Origin of the sequence: Fluctibacter corallii, assembly GCF_025751585.1 — a bacterium.
GTDB lineage: Bacteria > Pseudomonadota > Gammaproteobacteria > Enterobacterales > Alteromonadaceae > Fluctibacter_A > Fluctibacter_A corallii.
Genome location: NZ_JAOWKX010000008.1, coordinates 179,372 through 199,776, shown reverse-complemented (window position 1 = coordinate 199,776; position 20,405 = coordinate 179,372). Strand labels below are relative to the sequence as shown.

General features: G+C 43.0%; 19 protein-coding genes, 1 tRNA gene, 1 pseudogene and 1 riboswitch. Of the genes and pseudogenes, 15 read left to right on the top strand and 6 right to left on the bottom strand.

The features are described 5' to 3' along the window. The first annotated feature begins 507 nt into the window (after window positions 1-507). The 4 genes and pseudogenes from OE749_RS15485 to OE749_RS15470 all read left to right on the top strand — a co-directional run bounded on the left by OE749_RS15485 (window position 508) and on the right by OE749_RS15470 (window position 2,384). Window positions 508-1,305, top strand: a complete 798-nt coding sequence (locus OE749_RS15485; protein ID WP_263713382.1) for a hypothetical protein — start codon at window positions 508-510, stop codon at window positions 1,303-1,305. Between the two features lie 76 nt (window positions 1,306-1,381). Beyond that, window positions 1,382-1,672 (top strand): hypothetical protein, encoded by a 291-nt coding sequence (locus tag OE749_RS15480; protein WP_263713381.1) that lies wholly within the window; start codon window positions 1,382-1,384, stop codon window positions 1,670-1,672. 201 nt (window positions 1,673-1,873) lie between these two features. Continuing rightward, window positions 1,874-2,128 carry a type II toxin-antitoxin system Phd/YefM family antitoxin gene (locus OE749_RS15475; protein ID WP_263713380.1) on the top strand — a complete coding sequence of 85 codons (255 nt, stop codon included), beginning with the start codon at window positions 1,874-1,876 and terminating at the stop codon, window positions 2,126-2,128. Continuing rightward, a pseudogene (locus OE749_RS15470) lies at window positions 2,121-2,384 on the top strand (Txe/YoeB family addiction module toxin). The gene OE749_RS15475 and the pseudogene OE749_RS15470 overlap by 8 nt, the downstream one beginning before the upstream one ends. 481 nt (window positions 2,385-2,865) lie before the next feature. Here OE749_RS15470 and OE749_RS15465 read toward each other — a convergent pair. Then, window positions 2,866-4,023: an alpha/beta hydrolase-fold protein gene (locus OE749_RS15465; protein WP_263713379.1), complete on the bottom strand. Its 1,158-nt coding sequence runs from the start codon at window positions 4,021-4,023 to the stop codon at window positions 2,866-2,868. Window positions 4,024-4,540: 517 nt separating this feature from the next. On the opposite strand from OE749_RS15465, the gene OE749_RS15460 reads away from it, so the two are divergent. Beyond that, the gene (locus tag OE749_RS15460; RefSeq protein ID WP_263713378.1) at window positions 4,541-5,443 is read left to right on the top strand and encodes a MotB family protein; all 903 of its coding nucleotides are present in this window, start codon (window positions 4,541-4,543) and stop codon (window positions 5,441-5,443) included. 1 nt (window position 5,444) lies between these two features. Next, complete coding sequence (locus tag OE749_RS15455; protein WP_263713377.1) at window positions 5,445-6,227, top strand: motility protein A; 783 nt, start codon at window positions 5,445-5,447, stop codon at window positions 6,225-6,227. Window positions 6,228-6,372: 145 nt separating this feature from the next. Here the strand turns inward: OE749_RS15455 and OE749_RS15450 are convergent, their stop codons facing one another. Continuing rightward, window positions 6,373-7,176, bottom strand: a complete 804-nt coding sequence (locus OE749_RS15450; RefSeq protein ID WP_263713376.1) for an alpha/beta fold hydrolase — start codon at window positions 7,174-7,176, stop codon at window positions 6,373-6,375. Between the two features lie 330 nt (window positions 7,177-7,506). Then, window positions 7,507-8,655 carry an iron-containing alcohol dehydrogenase gene (locus tag OE749_RS15445; protein ID WP_263713375.1) on the bottom strand — a complete coding sequence of 383 codons (1,149 nt, stop codon included), beginning with the start codon at window positions 8,653-8,655 and terminating at the stop codon, window positions 7,507-7,509. A 356-nt stretch (window positions 8,656-9,011) separates the two neighbouring features. Further along, a riboswitch (TPP riboswitch) is annotated at window positions 9,012-9,123 on the top strand. A 64-nt stretch (window positions 9,124-9,187) separates the two neighbouring features. Here OE749_RS15445 and OE749_RS15440 point away from each other — a divergent pair. From OE749_RS15440 to rimI, 7 genes are all read left to right on the top strand, one after another. Next, window positions 9,188-11,320 carry a TonB-dependent receptor gene (locus OE749_RS15440; protein WP_263713374.1) on the top strand — a complete coding sequence of 711 codons (2,133 nt, stop codon included), beginning with the start codon at window positions 9,188-9,190 and terminating at the stop codon, window positions 11,318-11,320. 12 nt (window positions 11,321-11,332) lie between these two features. Continuing rightward, entirely contained in the window at window positions 11,333-11,590 is a 258-nt protein-coding gene (locus OE749_RS15435) for a hypothetical protein (protein ID WP_263713373.1), read from the top strand. Then, window positions 11,590-12,261 carry a nicotinamide riboside transporter PnuC gene (gene pnuC, locus OE749_RS15430; protein ID WP_263713372.1) on the top strand — a complete coding sequence of 224 codons (672 nt, stop codon included), beginning with the start codon at window positions 11,590-11,592 and terminating at the stop codon, window positions 12,259-12,261. The genes OE749_RS15435 and pnuC overlap by 1 nt, the downstream gene beginning before the upstream one ends. Beyond that, window positions 12,261-13,073, top strand: a complete 813-nt coding sequence (locus OE749_RS15425; RefSeq protein WP_263713371.1) for a phosphotransferase — start codon at window positions 12,261-12,263, stop codon at window positions 13,071-13,073. The genes pnuC and OE749_RS15425 overlap by 1 nt, the downstream gene beginning before the upstream one ends. Window positions 13,074-13,223: 150 nt before the next feature. Beyond that, window positions 13,224-13,300 (top strand) — tRNA-Trp (locus OE749_RS15420). 23 nt (window positions 13,301-13,323) lie between these two features. Then, window positions 13,324-13,851, top strand: a complete 528-nt coding sequence (locus OE749_RS15415; protein ID WP_263713370.1) for a hypothetical protein — start codon at window positions 13,324-13,326, stop codon at window positions 13,849-13,851. 12 nt (window positions 13,852-13,863) lie between these two features. After that, a complete protein-coding gene (rimI, locus tag OE749_RS15410) occupies window positions 13,864-14,364 on the top strand; it encodes a ribosomal protein S18-alanine N-acetyltransferase (RefSeq protein WP_263713369.1) in 501 nt (166 codons plus the stop codon). A 151-nt stretch (window positions 14,365-14,515) separates the two neighbouring features. Here the strand turns inward: rimI and OE749_RS15405 are convergent, their stop codons facing one another. The 3 genes from OE749_RS15405 to OE749_RS15395 all read right to left on the bottom strand — a co-directional run bounded on the left by OE749_RS15405 (window position 14,516) and on the right by OE749_RS15395 (window position 16,243). Continuing rightward, window positions 14,516-14,740, bottom strand: a complete 225-nt coding sequence (locus OE749_RS15405; RefSeq protein WP_263713368.1) for a helix-turn-helix transcriptional regulator — start codon at window positions 14,738-14,740, stop codon at window positions 14,516-14,518. A gap of 249 nt (window positions 14,741-14,989) precedes the next feature. Further along, window positions 14,990-15,178 (bottom strand): hypothetical protein, encoded by a 189-nt coding sequence (locus tag OE749_RS15400; protein WP_263713367.1) that lies wholly within the window; start codon window positions 15,176-15,178, stop codon window positions 14,990-14,992. Window positions 15,179-15,976: 798 nt separating this feature from the next. Continuing rightward, window positions 15,977-16,243, bottom strand: a complete 267-nt coding sequence (locus OE749_RS15395) for a helix-turn-helix domain-containing protein (protein WP_263713366.1) — start codon at window positions 16,241-16,243, stop codon at window positions 15,977-15,979. 516 nt (window positions 16,244-16,759) lie between these two features. On the opposite strand from OE749_RS15395, the gene prfC reads away from it, so the two are divergent. Beyond that, the gene (gene prfC, locus OE749_RS15390; protein ID WP_263713365.1) at window positions 16,760-18,340 is read left to right on the top strand and encodes a peptide chain release factor 3; all 1,581 of its coding nucleotides are present in this window, start codon (window positions 16,760-16,762) and stop codon (window positions 18,338-18,340) included. Window positions 18,341-18,427: 87 nt separating this feature from the next. After that, entirely contained in the window at window positions 18,428-20,164 is a 1,737-nt protein-coding gene (argS, locus tag OE749_RS15385) for an arginine--tRNA ligase (RefSeq protein ID WP_263713364.1), read from the top strand. Window positions 20,165-20,405 lie beyond the last annotated feature (241 nt).

Here is a 20,405-nt window from a genome sequence, read left to right as displayed (position 1 = left end):
TTATACTTGATCTGACATATTTACTCTAAGGTTTTGACCTTAGCTGACAGGCCGCATCAGACAATGAGCGGACATTCAAGGTTTAGGATACAAGAGACACAAAGGGCAGAAAGCGGACTCTGAGGTTTTCCCAATCTGAATGCAATAAGTTCCAACTAGAATCGTAATAAGTAGCGCTCGTTCTACAATATAAAATATCAAAAAGTTTTGCTAAGAGGGCTTACAACCCCGTTTGCACCTTGCCGTTTAAAAATGGTGAGCGAGTTTTCATAATTCATCCTTGAATGGCCACTGTTCATATATACAGCACATTAAAAGTTCTCCTATATTCAAGCAAATGACCCAATCGGTCATTTATCACTTTGTACCAGTTGAACAACGCGAAAAAAGAAGATAGTTAGCAATGAGTTAGGTAATTTGGTAAAAATATGGATATGATAAAAATGATACGATTGCTGGTAGGAAAACGACCCAATCGGTCACTATTAAATTGTTAAGGATATAAGAATGTCGCAGCCTGAAATTAAGGCAGAAAAGATTAACTCACCAATACAGCTCATGGCTGCCTGGTTCGTTATGCTGATCCTGTTGTCAGGTGTGTTATTGACAGCTGCTTCGCAAATACAAAAACCTGATTGGGCTTCAGGCTACCTTATTATATTTACGTCGATACTTATCATTGGCGTTGTTCTTTACATGTTGCTAATGCTTACTAAATTCAGGCCAAACCTTCAAGATGGAAAAGAATATGCTCAATGGCTAAAAGATCAAAATAGATATAGTGAAAGTGTGTTGTTAAAAAGCGAGGGGCCTAGTATTGAGTCATCCCTTAAAGCCAAGCTGGAGCGCATCAAGGCCCAATCAAATGAGCCTGAAAGAAACCAAATAATAGATGAAATAGAGAACTCTGTGCTCTACGAGGCAGATATTGCAAACCTCCCAGATTCAAACAAAGTGGTTTCCGCAATGGAAGCATTGGGATTATCTGCGAGTATCTATGATGAAGAATTAACAAATGATTATGAAGTTTCGGCTGCTATTTGGTTAGGCGCAAATATTCCACCATCTATTGCAGTTCCAGCGATAAAAAAAGCTGCATCCATATGGCCTCAGCTTAAATATATTCACTTGTCTTCTGATGGTTTTGGTCCAGAAGAGACTCATTGGTCTATATTTCTTGGGGGTTCAACAGCAACAGCGGTTAACGATGACAAACTGAAGCCCTGGACTGTTGAAGAAATTAATAATCTTGAGGTAACAAGTGTTGTAGATTTTCACAATAAGATACGTGCAAAATATCCTTAACAAACCAATCAACTATGCGCCTACGGTGCCGGACGCGCGCCGGTTATTGGGACGTTATATGAACAGGAAAAATTGAGTGCAACTCCCATTTTCAACCTTTTTAATTTTAACTCGTCTAGTAGGTTTATGCTTTATCGGTGCTGGACTGATATTTGGCTATGCAGCGGCGGAGTTACTTTTTGACCCAGAGGCCACAGTCATCGTAAATGGTATTGAACGAAATGACAGGGAAGCTAAAGGCACGTTTTTGTTTATGCCCATCATTTTGATTGGCGTTGGCTTTACTCTTTGTAAAATCAAACCTAAGAGCTGGCATAAATATCGTCAAGCTAGGTCGATTTTTTGGTCCGTTTTTCATGGAAGGTAGTTCACATAACAAAACGCTTAATTCGCAACCCACTGCGCGGGTCACTGGGACAAAAACACAATGCGGCTTCGCTATTTTCGCATTGCGTTTTTGCCTCTTAGCTTAGTATTAGCTGCCACGGCAAAGTAATGCACAACATCCTGTACATGTACTTAATTTCAAGCCAAACTTGTCACATATACTGTACAAGTGCGATGCAAAGTGAAAATAGTCTCTTTTACCGAAGCTCGAAATGGGCTAAAAGCCGTTTTGGATAATGTGATTAACGATGCCGACACTACTATAATCACTCGTCGTGACTCTGAAGATGCTGTTGTAATGTCATTGGATTACTACAACAGCCTTATGGAAACTGTTCATTTGCTTCGTTCTCCAGCGAACGCTGAACACGTAAATCGTTCAATTGCACAGTTTAAAGCGAGTAAAACGACCCAGCGAGAACTTATTGATGAGTGACAGGTTATCATCATGGACTGATGAAGCTTGAACTAGTTACGTATATTGGCAGACTCAGGACAAAAAAACTTTGAAACATATCAACAAGCTAATTTCTGATGTTAAGCGCTCTCCATTCGCGGGGATTGGAAAACCAGAACCTCTTAAAGAAAACCTTTCAGGTTTTTGGTCTCGCAGAATAGATAATACCAATCGTTTGGTATATGTAGTGGATGATACAGCGGTTACGATTATCTCGTGTCGCTATCATTACTAGTAGATGGCAGCTAACAAGCCAAGTAAGCGGAACAACTACGCGCAGCCTCCCGTCACTTACTTCCGTATTTTAGCCTGCGGTAAATGCCCCTTCTCAGGGCGTTGAGCGTCCGCTTTTGAACAGAAATCATCTCTTTTGTGTCGCTCGCAACTAGTTCGTCAGTGTCGGCTCAACGTACACAAGAGACTGTCAGTTTTGGTCGTGTTCTGTTTTTGAAACTGTCAGATCGAGTATGAGCTAGTACAGCTAATGCGAAGTGACATCTGGTTATTGAGTTAACTTTCTCGTTTTGTTGCGTGTAGCGGCAGTATTGAGCGACCTCAAAGCTTCAGCATTATTTCTCGCTTACAGATACAACTAAAGTGGAATAGTGTGATTACCAAGCAATTTTGAAGTAATCTGAATTAGTCTCGACTTAATCTGACAGTTTTCTGTGTACGTGTTTCGGACCTTCGCAGTCTTGTTGTTGAGTTTTGCATGCCTATCGGAGCTTTGCTTGCTCTTGAAATGATTGTAAATATTTCTTGTGGCGTTTTTGATGCCATGTAAGCATGCTTTCCGACATTTGAACTGCTTGCTTTTGCAAAATAATCGCTTTTTCAAAGTCACCTACTGTGGCATGGGCATTTGCAAGATAGTAGATAGCATAAGCATCATCTGCATATAAATCCCTCATTTTTTCAAATAGAGTAATTGCCTGTTGTGGTGAACTTTCCAATAAAAGATTTCCTCGATTTCTGAGTGAGAAAAAAGGTGACACCTCAAAACCATACTTTTCGCTGCTCAACCACTGATAGTGTTTGACTATGGCATCGAAACCACTTTTGGCTATTTCTGAATCTGGGGCCAAACCATTGTGGATATCATCAAATAACAGCTCAATTCCCATCGCAGTGGCAATAAGCGGCATTGACATGTGGTAATGCTGCTCTAGTGTTCGCTCATTAAGATCTAAAGATTTGGGAGTATGTTTTTTGATTATTTCTAAGAATTCCGTATATGAGTCAAGTTGGTGATCTTCTTTGACCGATTCCCCTGTTGTAATCAGTAAAAAGCGAGGTTTTTCATCTAGGTTTTCTAACTTTTTCTTCGCGTTTGACATTATCCCTGCGTAATCATTATCAAGCTCTGGACTTACCACAAAGTAGGCATTAAAAAGCTTTGGTTTATTAAGAAGCGATGATAATGCGATACTGCCATTACGACGAAAACCACTGATGATACGGAAAGATTTAGTTCTATATTTAGCGTCAATGGCTGGAAAAAGGCTGGACTCAAAAAAATCCAGCATAGGTGTACTTTTACCAGTTACATCAAACAATTTACCTACAGGATTTCCACCGCTGGGTGTGACTATTATGGTTTTAAGCCAAGGCCACTCACCATTGTGACTCATCCAATCATGCATACCACTTAGATAGGTGTGCGCATAGTGATGTAAATCAAACAATACAATGTAAGACTTATCAGTTTCGCCATGATAACCCGCAGGTAGATTGATATCGAAAGAAAGCGGTTCATCAAATTTAGGATGATTAAGCGATAGTTGCTCTTGTGTACCCTTTGCTATAACCGATGTGCTCAGTAAAAACGTAACCAAGATCCAAATTGGTTTTAGATGTTTCATATTTATCTTCATCCTTAAAAAATGTTCTGAATCATAATGACATGAAAGTTGTTACTTTTGGGAAAAACATCGCTATACAGTTAGTTCTCTTACTCTATTGAATATTAATCTAAAATAACACTGACAGTCCGCTCCTTGTCTTTTGCAGTCTATCGGGTCAAGTCGAAACTTTCGAATAACTGTGTGATATTAGATATAAGCCATTGCGACTAATGCGAAGCGACATCTGGTTATTGAGTTAACTTTCTCGTTTTGTTGCGTGTAGCGGCAGTAATGAGCGACCTCAAAGCTTCAGCATTATTTCTCGCTTACAGATACACTTCAGCACCTTAAATATTAAGCGCACTACTCGACATCTTTATGGAATTACTGAGTTAGAGCGGCGGGCAATTCGTATGAATATGTATGCGCTTACTCATTCTTCAATACCTACTACCCGTGTATTAACCCTCTGATTTCCAATACATTAGCCCTACTTGCGTGAAAAATTACGTTTACTGAATTATACGAGAGAGCAGGGAGTTGGCGTATGGCTGCGGGTGCCCGTGATGGATATTCAAGCGAAGAACTACTGTCAGAAACGGAAAAATCTGAAGGTGAACAAAGCTGGTTGGCAACCTTTGCCGATCTCATGTCATTGCTGATGTGTTTTTTCGTTCTACTTTTGTCTTTTTCAGAGTTGGATGTAATCAAATTTAAACAAATTGCCGGTTCAATGAAAATGGCGTTTGGTGTACAGCGCGATGTTATACAAGAAGATATTCCAAAAGGGACAAGTGTCGTTTTCGATCAATTTAGCCCATCAGTGAATGAGCCAACGTTGCTTGAACAGGTGATGCAAGTAACGCAAGAGCAGCGGCCCGATTTGGCGCAAAGCGCGCCCAACTTTCCGACTCCTACAAAAACACCAACAACAGACAGCAGTGCTGCGAACAAGAATACAGAAACTGAAATAGACAAGCACACATCGCGTTTGAAGTATGCATTAGCAGATCATTTACAGGCAGGCCGCTTTTCTATTGATCAGCGTGGACAACAATTGATTATTCGAATCTCAGAGCAAGGCACCTTTGCATCTGGAAGTGGCTTTTTGCAACCGGCGTTTAAGCCAATATTACGCGATATTGCTGAAGTGCTAATGACCATTCCCGGAAAAATCATCGTGTCTGGGCACACTGACTCGATACCTGTGAATAACGAATTATTTGAAGATAATTTGGCGTTATCTTCTGCTCGGGCAGTGGCAGTTGCCCGCACGCTCTCTGCCAATGCGGATTTGCCCTTTATTCAAGCAAACGGTTTGGCTTCGTCAGAGCCGTTAGCGAGCAACCGATCATCGGCAGGGCGAGCATTGAATCGTCGGGTTGAAATTGCCATAACGCAAGGTAAGCCAGAGCAAACACACATTTCACTGTTAGAAGAAGGATTATAATATGGACAAGGGGACGATTACGGGGCTACTACTGGTACTTGTAGCCATTATTGGCGGAATTTTTAGTGGTGGTGAGTCGTTTTTTTCTTACGTTAATATCTCTTCTATCGCAATTGTATTTATTGGTACGTTGGGCGCGGTGATGATGAGCGTGCGACCAAAGGTATTTTTTGATGCGATTACCAACACGATAGAGGCATTTAAAGGCGCGAATACCAATATTGAAGACACTATTGATACCTGTGTTAGGCTTGCTGATAAATCAAGAAAAAACGGATTACTTGCATTAGAAGAAGAAGATTATCACGATGCGTTTGTGGGGAAAGCCATGGAAATGCTTGTGGATGGCTATGACGAGGAAAGCGTACATGGACACCTAAATAAAGAAATTTATTTAACGCGAGAGCGCAACCAACAAACGGTGAAAGTGTTAATGACATTTTCAGAATTTGCGCCGGCAATGGGGATGATTGGGACTTTGATCGGGTTGGTGGCAATGCTTCAACAAATGGAAGATCCAAGCTCGATTGGTGCGAGTATGGCGGTGGCGTTACTCACAACCCTTTATGGCGCTTTTATTGCCAATTGTATCACTACGCCTTTAGCAAAAAAATTGAATAGTCGAAGCAATGAAATACTGTTATATCAAACCTTGGTAAAAGATGCGGCAGTGAAAATTGCAAAAGGCGAACACCCCAAAGCCACTTTCGATTTCTTGCAAACGTATGTTGAAACCCACCGTAGAAAATCGGCAGAGGAGCTTAAGCAAATTCTAGCTCAATAGATTGCTGGATATAGACACCCAAAAAGCGCCTTTCTAGGCGCTTTTTCAATGATTGTACCCACTTGGTAGTTCGAGTAACAACCGCCTGTCTCAAAGCGAACTATCATTGTGAGGGGAACGCGTGTTAACGACTCTGGTTGTGTCGCTATTTCGACACAAAGCGAATAGCATCAATAACAAGCTCAGGATTTTGCTTATGAATATTGTGCCCAACTTCGCTCGTCTTTATATGTAGGCCATTGTTGAAATGATTAAACAGGTTTGTATGTAATTGCTTCCATATTTCTTTACCCTCTTTGGTTTCTTCCAATGTAAATGGCTGCTTGGCGACATGTGTTGACGTGATTATAGAAACAGGTACATCGGGATAGCTTTCGTGATCTTTTGTTATGTCTAGCTGTTCTATCAGCTTCTGGTACTGGCTCGCCATGTGTGGTGGCATGTACCCTAATAACTTACTGTCGTCTTGAAGCACTCGCGTTTCGTTCTCTTTTTTGTATGCTACACGCTGGCCTAATGTCGCTGGGTCTACCAATACCAAACCCGATACCCGTTCAGGGGCTGACTTTAAAAATTCGGTGACAATGATACCACCATAGGAGTGGCCAACTAATGTCACTTTGTTAGAAATATTTAAGTGATCAAGCACCGTTTTTAGCCCTTTTACATGCTCTTTTATTGATTTAGGGTTACCGTCACTTTCTGACTTACCAATGCCTGCTCTAGAGTAGGTAATACTTGTATACGTGCTAGGAAGCTGAGCAACTATAGTATCCCACACCGATGCATCACTTCCAAAACCAGACTCAAACACCACAATATTTGAGCCTTGCCCTTGCTTAGTAGCATGCAGTTGATAGCCTTCAATCGGTATTTTTATGTCTTTTGCTTGCATTGTAGAGGTAAAAAGCAACGTGCTTATTAGGAGTAATATTTTATATTGATTCATGATGACTGCCTTTCTATTTCCCTGAAAGGGAACAACTTCCCTTTTTAGTTTTGAAGAAGAGGTATAAGTACCTTCTTTTTATGTTGTTACTATCTTCTTTTTTATAAATAAAAACAATGTCTTATTGTGCCTAGTACAGTTGAAAAGTGTAAGTAATCGTTAATTGAGTGGAAGAGGAGAGTCTTAAGCCATCGAATGATACAGGCTTTGTTAAAGATAAAGTGAGGGGCGTGCCCTATAGTCAACCGATGCAACGATATACCTAAAGGGCTGGCCAGAAAGAAGCGCCACTACGGGCGCGTCGAAATCTAAATTGTGAAGAAAACCGTGCTACATACTGGCCATGACGATTTCACGGGCATGCTCAGGCGTAATATCCTGACGTTCACCCAAGGCAAGGTAACCATTATTCGTTAAGTTTTTGGCGACATTGTCTGCGACATCGTCGTCAATACCATGTTCTTTCAATCGCGTTTTAACGCCCATTTGTTGGAAGAAAAGTTCAGTTTTTTCAATGGCCAATTCAATCGCAGAATCTTCATCATAGGTACTTAAGTTCCACACACGTTCTGCATACTGGAGCAGTTTTTGGCGCTTTTGCTCTTTTTGATGATGCATCAAGCGAGGCAACACGATCGCCAACGTTACCGCATGATCAAGGTTATGCAGAGCCGTTAGCTCATGGCCAATCATATGGGTTGACCAGTCTTGAGGTACGCCCACACCAATTAAGCCACTCAATGCTTGTGTGGCGTTCCACATCAAATTTGCGCGCACATCGTAGTCGCTGCTTTGAAGTACTTTTGGGCCTAAATCTATCAGGTTTTGCAATAGCCCTTCGGCAAATCGGTCTTGCACCGTGGCATTGACAGGGTAAGTAAGGTACTGCTCCATTACATGCACATACGCATCAACAATACCGTTGGCAAGTTGTCGTTCAGGCAGTGAATATGTTACTTCAGGATCGAGTACCGCAAACTGTGGGCGAACATGATCAGATATAAACGATAACTTTTTACCGAGCTCTTTTCGGTTCACCACGGCGGCGGCATTGGTTTCCGTGCCTGTTGCTGGAAGCGTTAAGATACATCCGATTGGCAACGCTGACTCGACGGCAGCGCCTCCCGCTAGAATATCCCAGGGATCACCGTTAAAGTGAGCAGCCGCGGCAATAAACTTGGTGCCATCTATAACTGAACCACCGCCTACAGGCAGTAAATAGTCTACGTTTTCGGTTTTGATTTTTTCTACTGCTTGCATAAGCGTAGAAAACTCGGGGTTTGGTTCAATACCTGAAAACTCACACCAATCAAGCCCTTTCAATTGCTCTGTAACTTGATCGTATATGCCGTTATTTTTAATGCTACCACCACCGTACAGCAACATGACTTTACCTTTGGGGAGCTGCGATGCGAGTTTGCCGATACTGCCTTTACCAAACACGACTTTGGTAGGGTTATGATAGATAAAATTTTGCATGATACCTCTGCCTTTTCTTTGACTGGGCGCGCAGCAACTGCGCCCACCGCTAATGATATGACTATCTTGATACACCCGAATCATGACTGCAAGCGCAAGAAGGCGAAGTGATAACCCATTGACAAGAATTTAAACGATAAAACGTTATATTTGGTTTACAAATTCCGAGTTTGCCAGCGCGTATTTTCAAATCGCTACTATTTAGCTGTAATTCGCTCAAGAGGTGGCTACATTTACACGTTGTGCGAGTCTGGTAACCCATGCTCAACGCTGGTAAACTTCGCTTGGCATTTGCGTATAGCCAATGCCAGTTTCAAGTGGGTAAACTTCAATCAATACCATCGCGCTTGAATACACTATTCACCAAGGGGTGCCGACAGGCTGAGATCTGTGCACGATTGTGCAGTCAGAAACCCTAAGAACCTGATCCGGTTAGAACCGGCGTAGGGATAGGTGCTCGCGTATAGCTTATTACCTTATCTTCACGCAACTACCGGATCTCAAAATTAAAAACGATAAGAGATCCTTGTAAATGCAAAGACGTGTAAATCGAATCGCACTCTGTGTACTGTCTTCCTTTGTGTGCGCGAATATGGCGCATGCTCAGTCTGCGGCTGATACTGATCAGAAGTCTATCAAAACATCCTCTATAGAAACGATTACGGTAACGGGAGCTATGTTGCAAACGCCGTTATCAAAATTTGCATCATCAGTTTCTGTTATCAATGATGACGCGATTGCAGCACGTCAAGCTGACCATATCGAGCATATTTTAAATCGCGCATCGAATGTAAACTTTTCAGCGGGCGCTAGCCGCGGTCGTTTTTTCCAAATCCGTGGTATTGGTGAGCGAAGCCAGTTTGTTGATCCGATTAACCCTTCTGTGGGTTTCATCGTTGATGGAATTAACTATTCGGGGATGGCCGCAGGTGCAAGTACATTTGATATTGAGCAAGTAGAGATTTACAAAGGTCCCAACAGCGCGCGTTTTGGATCAGATGGCTTGGCCGGCATGATTAATGTTGTGAGCAAAGCGCCCACTGCCGACACACATGTAAATGTTGAAGCAGGCGTGGCTAATTATAACAGTTGGAATGCTGGAGTTGCGGCTGGCACAGGTATTACCGATGACGTATTAATCGGCTTTTCTGCTCATCAGGTTAAAAGCGATGGTTTTATTGATAACGATGCGCTTAACCGCGATGACACCAATAACCATGATGAATTTACGGGGCGTATTAAGCTTCAGGCTGATATAACCGATACACTGCGCCTGAGTGCGGTGGCACACCATATTGATGTCGATAATGGCTATGATGCTTTTTCTTTAGATTTAAATCGTACAACCCTGTCTGACGAACCCGGTTTCGATAAACAAGAAAGTGACGCAGTCGCACTGTCTGCTTTGTACGATGGCTTGGGTGGCGCAAAAGTGAAACTGACTGGAACTTTTCTGGATGCAGACTTAGCATATGGCTACGATGAAGACTGGAGCTACGTCGGAATTGCGCCAGGCTGGGAATACTCGTCTACCGATCACTACTTTCGCGACCGCCAAGATAAAACCTTAGAGCTAAAAGTGTTTAACAACAATGATACCATGAATGGCTGGGTGTTAGGGGCGTATTATGCCGACGAAGAAGAAGATCTTCTCAGACAGTTCTTTGACTTTGACGCGTGGGCCGATGCGTCTTTTCAAAGTCAGGTTGAGCGTGAAGATACAGCACTATTCGGACAATATCGATTCTCAGTATCTGATAATGCTTGGGTGAGCGTGAGTGGCCGTTTTGCTGAACAGTCTCTTGACTACATAGACACTAATGGCGTTGTTCAACAAACTGATGAGAGCGATTGGGGAGCAGAATTGAGCTACCACGTTCAAGTATCAGATCAAACCATGGCATATGTTAAAGGAACCCGCAGTTACAAAATGGGGGGCGTAAATGGTGAAGCGCTTGGCAAGCTGAATGACGAGGGCTTGGTTGAGTTTAGAGATACACTACTGGCAAATGCAGCATTTGATTCAGAATCGTTATTAGGCACAGAATTAGGTATCAAAGGCGGAAATCCTGATGGAACCTTCACGATGCATTTTGCGGCGTTTTATCAATGGCGTGACGACGTGCAGTATAAAAGTTGGATTGTTCGAGATCAGACGTTTGTTGGTTTTTACAATAACGCTGGTGACGGCACCAACTATGGAATTGAACTAGACCTTTCATATCAATTACACAATAACGTGACATTGTTTGCGCATTTGGGGTGGCTTGACGCTGAGCTAGATGGCGTCACGCGTGAAGATGAAACCACCATTTATAATGGTCTTGAGCAGGCTCATGCGCCGTCTTACACAGCGAATGTTGGTCTAAATATCACGCTTATGGATGGTTTGAAATGGGTATTTGAGGCAGATGCTAAAGATCGTTTCTACTACTCATACTCTCATGATCAGCAGTCTGACAACATGGTGCTTGTGCACTCGAGTGTGGCATACACATACGATAACTGGGAGTTCTCTGTTTACGTAAGAAATCTATTTGATGAAGACTACGCAACACGCGGATTTTATTTCGGCAACGATCCCCGAAACGAGTATCAATCGAAAACCTATGAACAATTAGGCGAACCTCGTCGCGTAGGCGCAAGCGTGCGTTATCATTTCTAGGAGAAAACAAGCATGAAACTGGTAGCAGAATTATCAATGTATCCACTGAATGAGCAATATATTGCGCCAATAAAAACCTTTATTGAGCGATTGAATAGTTATTCTGAGCTAGATGTGAGTACGTCTGCTACCAGCACGATAGTTCGTGGGGAGTATGACGCAACGATGGCGATTTTAACGAAAGAGATGCGCCGAAGTCATGAAGAAGTGGGGCAAGCCATTTTCGTTTGTAAATTTTTAAATGGCGATGCCATGAAAAGTGAGCAGTAATGGGTGTGGTAACGGCTGAATTTTTTACTGATTTTGTTGGGCAGCTGGCCGCAACATCGCCGGCTGAGTGGATAGCTGTGGTATTGGCAATGGCCTATGTGTGGTTTGCCGCGCAGCAAAACATACTGTGTTGGCCAAGTGCGCTTGTCAGTAATGGCATTTATACCGTTATCTTTTGGTCTGTCTCGTTGCCATTTCACACGGTACTAAACGCATATTACTTGGTGATGGCGATATATGGCTGGATAAAATGGAAGCGAGCGCCCGTTGAAGATCAAGCGGTCACCACGTGGCCTGTGATACGGCACATTTTCTGTATTGTGGCTTTGGTAGCGGTGGCACAAAGCCTTATTTGGCTGGTGGGCGATCAGCTGGATAATGCACATTTGCAGCTCGATGCGTTAATTACCGTTTTTAGCGTGTTTACAACCGTATTGGTGGCACATAAAGTGTTAGAAAACTGGTTGTATTGGATTGTGATTGATATCGCCGCGGCGTATCTTTATTTCAGCAAAGGACTAGCGCTGACGGGATGTTTATTTGTGATCTACACCGCAATGGCGGTTTACGGCTACATTCAATGGTCAAAAACCCGTAAGCAGGGCAGCCATGAATCGTCTGCCACGGTTGCTGATAATCTGGAATCTACCCATCAGACAGGCGCAAACTAATGGTGTCGTCGGGCACCATTTTAAAAGAGCTACATCAGGCACGCTTTGTGTCAGATAATGCCGCTATAACGTCTATTGCTAGTGGTGCGATTAACCGTAGCTATCAGCTTGTTGATGGCAATATGCGGTATTTTGTGAAGACGTTTGCGCTAAACGAAGTGGTGAATAAGAATCGGTCACAACTCTATGATATGCAAACTAGTATAGCCAGCTTGGGTATGACCCCAACCCCTGTCTATTTGAGTGACAATCAGACGTTTCAAGTAGACGAGTGGTGCGATGTCATAACCCTTAAACATGCGAGCATAAACCGTACTGCATGGATGCAGTGCTTATTGTCGTCTATGTTACGCACACACGCCCTTGAGATGACAATTCCCCCTTTGCTGTTAGTGGATAACTGGCGACACTACCTTAGGTTTTTAACACCAGAATCGCAGCGTGCGTTGCAAACGTCTTTTGACTATCATGCTGCCTTGGTAGACAGCCACTGGGCGCGCCTCCCGTTAGTGGTGTGCCATAATGATTTGGCTGATTTCCATGTCAGCACAACGGGGCTCATTTTTGACTGGGAATACGCTGGCATTGGAGCCCCCATGTATGACATCGCATCTTGCTTTGACATAAACGGTTTCAGTGATAATGAAAAAAACTGGTTTTTAAAAGGTTATGCCAAAGAAAGGGGGATGGAACCCGCGATATTAGAACAAGAGAGCCACGTGTTTAGCGAACTTGTGCAATTTACCAATCAACTTTGGTACGCGGCCACGCAGGCACGACAGCATGATATGGGCACGAAGACTGAACCATGAAACCGGGCAATATTAGCGTTGAGGGCTGATTTAACCTTCGGATAAGCCGATATTCATACAGTTTGCACATAAAGTGTTCATATAAAACATTTTATGCATAAAAGCACTTTACCTTTGCATTAGCATGGGTATAATGCAGCCTTCTTCCGCAGGGGTGTAGTTCCAATTGGTAGAACAGCGGTCTCCAAAACCGATGGTTGGGGGTTCGAGTCCCTCCACCCCTGCCACTTTATCTGTTATGCTTACTCGCATGAAAACATCAAGTCATTTAAATTCGTATCAACGCGCTGTGTTATCTCAGCTGGGTATTCAGTCATGGGTTTATCGCGATGATATACCGTTGCAAGTGACGCTGAATGAGAGTGAATCACCTGCTAACTCGTCTCCAGCGAGCTTAAACGCTGACATTGGCGATAGTCATGCAACGCAGAGTAGTGTCTCGCAAGTGGATGGCGATTCGTCAGTGGCAACAGATACATCAAAACTATCATTAGGTGGCAAGCCACTGTGTTTATTTGATGCCTCTGAGTTACCTCCATGGTTATTACAAGATTTAATGCTATGTACATCGTTGACTCACTCTGATCTGGTATTTGATGCGTCTGTTTCTTTAGCGTCGGTATATGAAAAATATACTGATGTGGGATGGGTGCTCTTAAAAGATAAACTCACCACGACGAATACGGTTGCTCACGTTCCGGCGCAGTTTGTTTTAAGCGATACGGGATTAACCGCAACAGATAAAAAGCGCCTTTGGCAGCAGCTCCAGTCTATATAAAATAGTATTCAAATGTTGATCACTACGTTATCTGAAAAGCACATTGTGCAAATGTATAATTTGCATGTGCAATGCCACAGCAATCCGTGGTCGTTGTCTACTTTCACAGATTGCACCACGCCGCCCTATTTTGCTGCTGCATTGAGTGTAAGTGAGCAAAAAGCAAGTGACACCACCGCCGAATCATTCATAGCAGGCTATTACATAGGGTTGAATGTTGTCGGTGAAGTTACATTGATGGATATTGGTATTGCGCAGGATTACCGTGGGAAAGGGTATGGTGAGCAATTGCTCGACGCTTTTTTGGCGCGCTGTCGTCAACTGCAATGTCAAGCGATCTGGTTAGAAGTCAGGGCATCCAATCAGGCTGCTATTTCGCTTTACATGAAAAAAGGTTTTGAGGAAATAGAGGTGCGTAAAGGCTACTACACGATATCAAGCACTAGAAACGGAGAAGACGGTGTGACTGGCAAAGAAGACGCCGTGATCATGAAATTATCGTTAACCGACTGACCGCGCTTGTTAGCATTGTGATATGAGATGAAAAATAGGTTACAAGCCACCTACAAGATGGATTGGGTGTTAAGTCTACCCGGTCAGCAAGGGAGTCTGACCGAGCAGTTTCAACGGCAGTGTGAGCTTCCGATTGAAAAGGTCAGGCAGATTACGCCACTGCCGCTCTGTCGATGGCCATCTTAACCATCGCAGAAGAATTTACGTTACATCCTGTGCACATAGCGATGAACTGGTTCATGTTAGGTGTACCTACATTTTTTTCCCAGTTTTCATAAGTTTTACGAGTTTTCACATCAGCTAGCTTTGCCATCTGAACTGTTGTTAAACCAGCTTCTAAGCGCATTTTTCTTAAATCTGAGCCTGTAATGTACATATTGAGTTCCTTAGTCATGGTCACATGAAACTTAGTGCAACCTGAGGTGCTAAGGGTGGTCAACCCGAAGTTAAACCCTTGGTCGCTTTATTCGATGATGAAAGTGTATGATAAGGTTTGTGGATTGTGCTCCACATGGTAAAAAAAACATTCTAAAGTGCGTAAGTTGTTGAATTTGAAGGGGTTAAAGTTTGATTTTGGTGGGAAAAAATAACAAAAAAGGCGCAGAAACTGCGCCTAGCGTAAGGACTAATTACTTCCCGTAGGATTTAATAGTTCTTCTAGTTTTTTCAAGAAGTCCGTCGGCGGCGCTTTGCTTTGGCTGCCCTGTTGGTCATCTGGTGGGACTTGTTTATTGCCACCGTTAGCTAAACTTTCAGTACTCAATAGCAAGGTTAATCCAATTAAAGGTACTATTGCTTGTTTATATTTCTTCATTTTCTCTCTCTCTCCTTTGTGGTTATCCCACGGAATCATCATAATTGTTTTGAGATTGAAAGTGAAATTAAAGAGGCACAGCTAGAAGGCTTTTACATTAGATAAAAGTATCTTATAGCTCTGGTTGAAGATGCACCAAATTATATAAATTAATATTATTGAGTTTAAATGGGCGAATGCGTTATATATGTAAACAAAATCTGAAAGTTGGAAAATATGCCTAATAAAGTATTCTATTACCATGGCGGTCAATAGTAAGATTGCGATACCTTCGGCCTTATATAACTGCCAATCAACATGAAGAGATCTTGTTTCTTTGGGATACAAGCTTTCAGTGTAAGGAAGGCGATATAGCAGACAGTGACGCTGTGTCAATACTAGTGTTATTTGAAATATATACCATTGGATGTTTAATTCGGTACCTTGCTTGACTAGAGTGAAAATATCAATACTGATGCTAAGCAGAAGAGCTGTAATCAAGCAGTAACTAAATCTATCGTATTTAGTGAAAAAGAAAATGAATGCAGCTAAAGCGTAAAATATAAATTTTGAGCCGTATGCTCCAGACGCTAGCATAATGTTCCATGCCGTTTCGTCTAATAACCTACCGGCAATAAAGATTAATACAACCCCCAGAACATTTACGTCCTTTCGGCATAATATGGCTACGAAAAGCAGAATAAATATTGAGATACGATCAAAGAGAACGGCGTCGTCAAACGTATAAACGCCGAGCGCGATAAAAAGCCCTCCAAAGAGGGCTGTTAGGATTTTTTGGCCGTACAGCGAGAATAACATTTAGCTGTGATTAAATCCGAAATACTCCATCACAGTGCTAAAAAATGATTCTCGTGTTTGTTCTGAGGCTTTTTGTCTGCACACCGACCACCACTTGCTGATCACTTCCACGCCAATCGCGCTCATGGTTTCTGGTTTTTCGTTTTCGATGGCGGAAACGGTTTCTCGGCTAATTCCTACACGCAATGCAAGTTCTTCCTGTGTATAGCCGGATTCCTTCCGTAGGGCACGTAATTGTGCGCCGCTAAACTTTTTTCTACGTGACATGTGTTGGTTCCACTTATTAGTAAATTTGTACTGCTGTACTTCGGTAAAAAAATTTACACTTCGACTATAGGTGATTTTGTCCTTTGAGTAAATAAAAAATCGTTATTCTTGTAAGAAAAATGTCATTTACGTAGGAGGTTTATCCTCATCAGCACGGGCCGTAGGGAGAAAATGTAAATTTCGCCTCATATATTTGTTGGGTTGTTCGTATCTTGGTAACAATAAAAATACGCGTTATATACGGTATGTTGTTGCTTTAATTGAGTGGTACAAATGAGTCAGGCGAGGTGCCTGCCGAATGAAGAAAGTAAGAGCGATACTGCACAAGTGCACAGAAAATGTGGGGGAAAGATAAAATCACCTGCCCGCTAACCTATTTTTATTGCCGTACAGTTTTATTAAAAAGCCGTTTTTACGCCCTTTTTCGTAAAGGTGAAAACAGGTATAATCCGGCAAATTTTTAATCTAGGTGTTTGCTCGTCACACCGCGTAATAGAAAAGGCCTCTGTCAGGTTCATGTCTCATATAACTAAAGAAATTAACAAACGTCGTACCTTTGCGATTATCTCGCACCCGGATGCAGGTAAAACCACCATTACTGAAAAAGTATTGCTTTTCGGAAAGGCACTTCAGGTGGCGGGTACAGTAAAGGGGAAAAAGTCAGGTCAGCACGCAAAGTCTGACTGGATGGAAATGGAAAAAGAGCGTGGTATTTCTGTTACCACGTCTGTGATGCAGTTTCCTTATCGCGATGAGTTGGTTAATCTTCTGGATACGCCTGGGCACGAAGACTTCTCAGAAGATACCTACCGCACCTTGACGGCGGTAGATTCGTGCTTGATGGTGATTGATTCTGCCAAAGGGGTAGAGGATCGTACCATCAAGTTGATGGACGTGACGCGTTTACGAGACACCCCGATTATCACGTTTATGAACAAGCTTGACCGCGATATTCGTGACCCGATTGAGTTGCTTGATGAAGTTGAAGAGGTACTAAAAATTAAATGCGCCCCGATTACTTGGCCAATTGGCATGGGTAAAGAATTTAAAGGGGTGTACCATTTGCTGCGTGACGAGACCATTTTGTACAAAACGGGTCAGGGTCACACCATTCAAGACAGCAAAATCATCAAAGGGTTAGACAATCCAGAGCTTGATGAAGCCATCGGTAGTTATGCTGACGAATTGCGCGATATGCTCGAATTGGTGCAAGGGGCATCTCACGAATTCGACCAAGAAGAGTTTTTAAAAGGTGAACTTACGCCTGTATTCTTTGGCACAGCACTGGGTAACTTCGGTGTTGATCATATGCTTGACGGGTTGGTTGATTGGGCACCTAAACCGCTAGGGCGTGATTCGTCAGAGCGATTTGTAGAGCCAGAAGAATCCACCTTCAGTGGCTTTGTATTTAAAATTCAGGCCAACATGGATCCAAAGCATCGCGACCGTATTGCTTTTTGCCGAATTGTGTCGGGCAAATACGAAAAGGGCATGAAAATGCACCAAACCCGTATCGGCAAAGACGTACGCATTTCAGATGCGTTAACCTTTTTGGCTGGCGACCGTGAGTTGCTAGAAGAGGCGTATGCTGGCGATATTATTGGCTTGCATAACCATGGCTCAATTCAAATTGGCGACACCTTTACTGGCGGTGAGAAATTCCGCTTCACGGGAATTCCTAATTTTGCCCCTGAATTATTTAAGCGTATTCGCCTTAAAGATCCGCTTAAACAAAAGCAATTGCAAAAAGGGCTTATTCAGCTATCGGAAGAAGGTGCCGTTCAGGTATTTCGTCCATTAATGAACAACGATCTTATTGTTGGGGCGGTTGGGGTGCTTCAGTTTGACGTGGTGGTTGCGCGCTTAAAAGCAGAATATAACGTAGATGCAATCTATGAGCATGTTAGCGTGAGTACCGCGCGTTGGGTTTACTCGAAAGACGAGAAAAAGCTTGATGAATTCCGCCGTAAAGCTGAAAGTAACTTGGCATTAGACGGTGGTGACAATCTTACTTACATCGCCCCAACCATGGTGAATTTACAGCTAGCACAAGAGCGCTACCCTGAAATTGAATTTTTGAAGACGCGCGAGCATTAGTGTACGGCTAGTGTTACTCAGTCTGCATCGTAAAGTGGATTACGTAACCTCAATATATTGAAACGAATACAATAAGTTAAACATAATATGAACTTACATACGTTACTGTTAGAAAGATTTAAAACGGCATTGGCTGCCATTGGTGCACCAGAAGATTCACCGGCTCCTTTGAGCAAAAGCACACGCCCTGAATTTGGTGAGTATCAATTTAATGGCGCCATGGCATTGGCAAAAGTATTAAAAGCAAAGCCTCGCGATATCGCTGAAAAAATTGTGGAAGCAGTATCGCTTGACGACGTTGCATCTAAGCTTGAAATTGCTGGCCCTGGGTTTATCAATATTCACCTTAAATCCGAATGGATGGGAACGCAGCTTGACCGTGCACTTAACGACGCAAGACTGAATATTGAGCAAACTGCAAATGATATCGTGGTAATTGACTATTCATCGCCAAATCTTGCCAAAGAAATGCACGTAGGCCACCTTCGTTCAACCATTATCGGTGATGCGGTAGCAAAAACACTAGAGTTCATGGGGAACAAGGTGATTCGCCAAAATCATATGGGCGATTGGGGCACGCAGTTTGGTATGTTGCTGGCGCATTTGAGCGATAAACTGAATGCCAACGAAGTGGCGGAAACCGCGCTTTCTGACTTGGAAGATTTTTATCGCGAAGCCAAAGTACGCTTTGACGATGAAGACGGATTCGCTGACCGCGCCCGTGAATATGTGGTGAAACTTCAAAGTGGCGATCCGGACTGTGCGAAGCTGTGGGAAAAGTTCATTGATGTTTCGATTGCCCACAGTGAAGAAGTTTACGACAAACTGAATGTAAGCCTCACGCGTGAACACGTGATGGGGGAAAGTGCCTACAACGATGATTTAGCCAATGTCGTCGCTATTTTGAAAGAAAAAGGCCTCGCAGTGGAAGATCAGGGAGCACAAGTGGTGTTTTTACCTGAGCTGGCTGACAAAGAGGGTAACCCTGCTGTTTACATTATTCAAAAGTCGGGTGGCGGATATTTATATGCGACGACCGATTTAGCGGCGATTCGTTACCGTTGCCAGAAGCTTAATGCGAACAGAACGTTGATCTTCACAGACGCTCGACAAGCACTGCACTTTAAGCAAACGGAGATTGTGGCGCGTAAAGCTGACTTCATCAATGACGAACAAACCTATGAGCATTGCCCATTTGGAATGATGCTTGGTAGCGATGGTAAGCCTTTCAAAACCCGCAGCGGCGGCACCGTGAAGCTGGCAGATTTACTCGATGAAGCCATTGAGCGTGCAGAAACCTTACTGGCCAAGCGCGAGTCCGATTTGTCTGACGCTGAGCGCAAAGACGTTGCACGAAAAGTGGGTATTGGTGCAGTTAAGTATGCAGATTTAAGTAAAAACCGTACCACCGATTACATGTTTAATTGGGACACCATGCTCAGCTTTGAAGGCAATACCGCGCCTTATTTACAGTACGCCTACACGCGAATTCAAAGTATCGTTAGAAAAGCGGGCGTGAACCCTACCGAACTTAGCGCATCGATTGTTGTTTCTGAGTCACAAGAGCATGCGTTAGCGGTGAAGTTATTACAATTTGTTGAAGCGATAAATCAGGTTACGGCGGAAGGCACACCGCATGTGTTGTGTAGCTATCTATACGACGTAGCCAGTGCGTTTATGAGCTTCTACGAAGCCTGTCCGATTCTAAAAGACAGTATTGATGAGAACGTGCGTAATAGCCGTTTGAAGTTAGCGTTGATGACAGCCAATACGCTGAAAAAAGGGTTAGACTTGCTTGGCATTGATACGATGGAAAAAATGTAAGCTGCCATTTTAAACGTATATGCGTAAAAACGCTCCTTCGGGAGCGTTTTTTGTTTTTAGCTATGGCATTCCAATTGAGTAAGGGCGTCGCATCTGAATTTAATACTGACAAACTTTCGGTAATACCAAATAGGAGGATGGGTTCCTTTGAGAGGAAAATGCGTGGGGAGCCCGTAGTAAAAGTTAGTAGATTTAATGCCACCGCAGCAGGTTGGGATGACCACAATAGGTCGCGATTGCT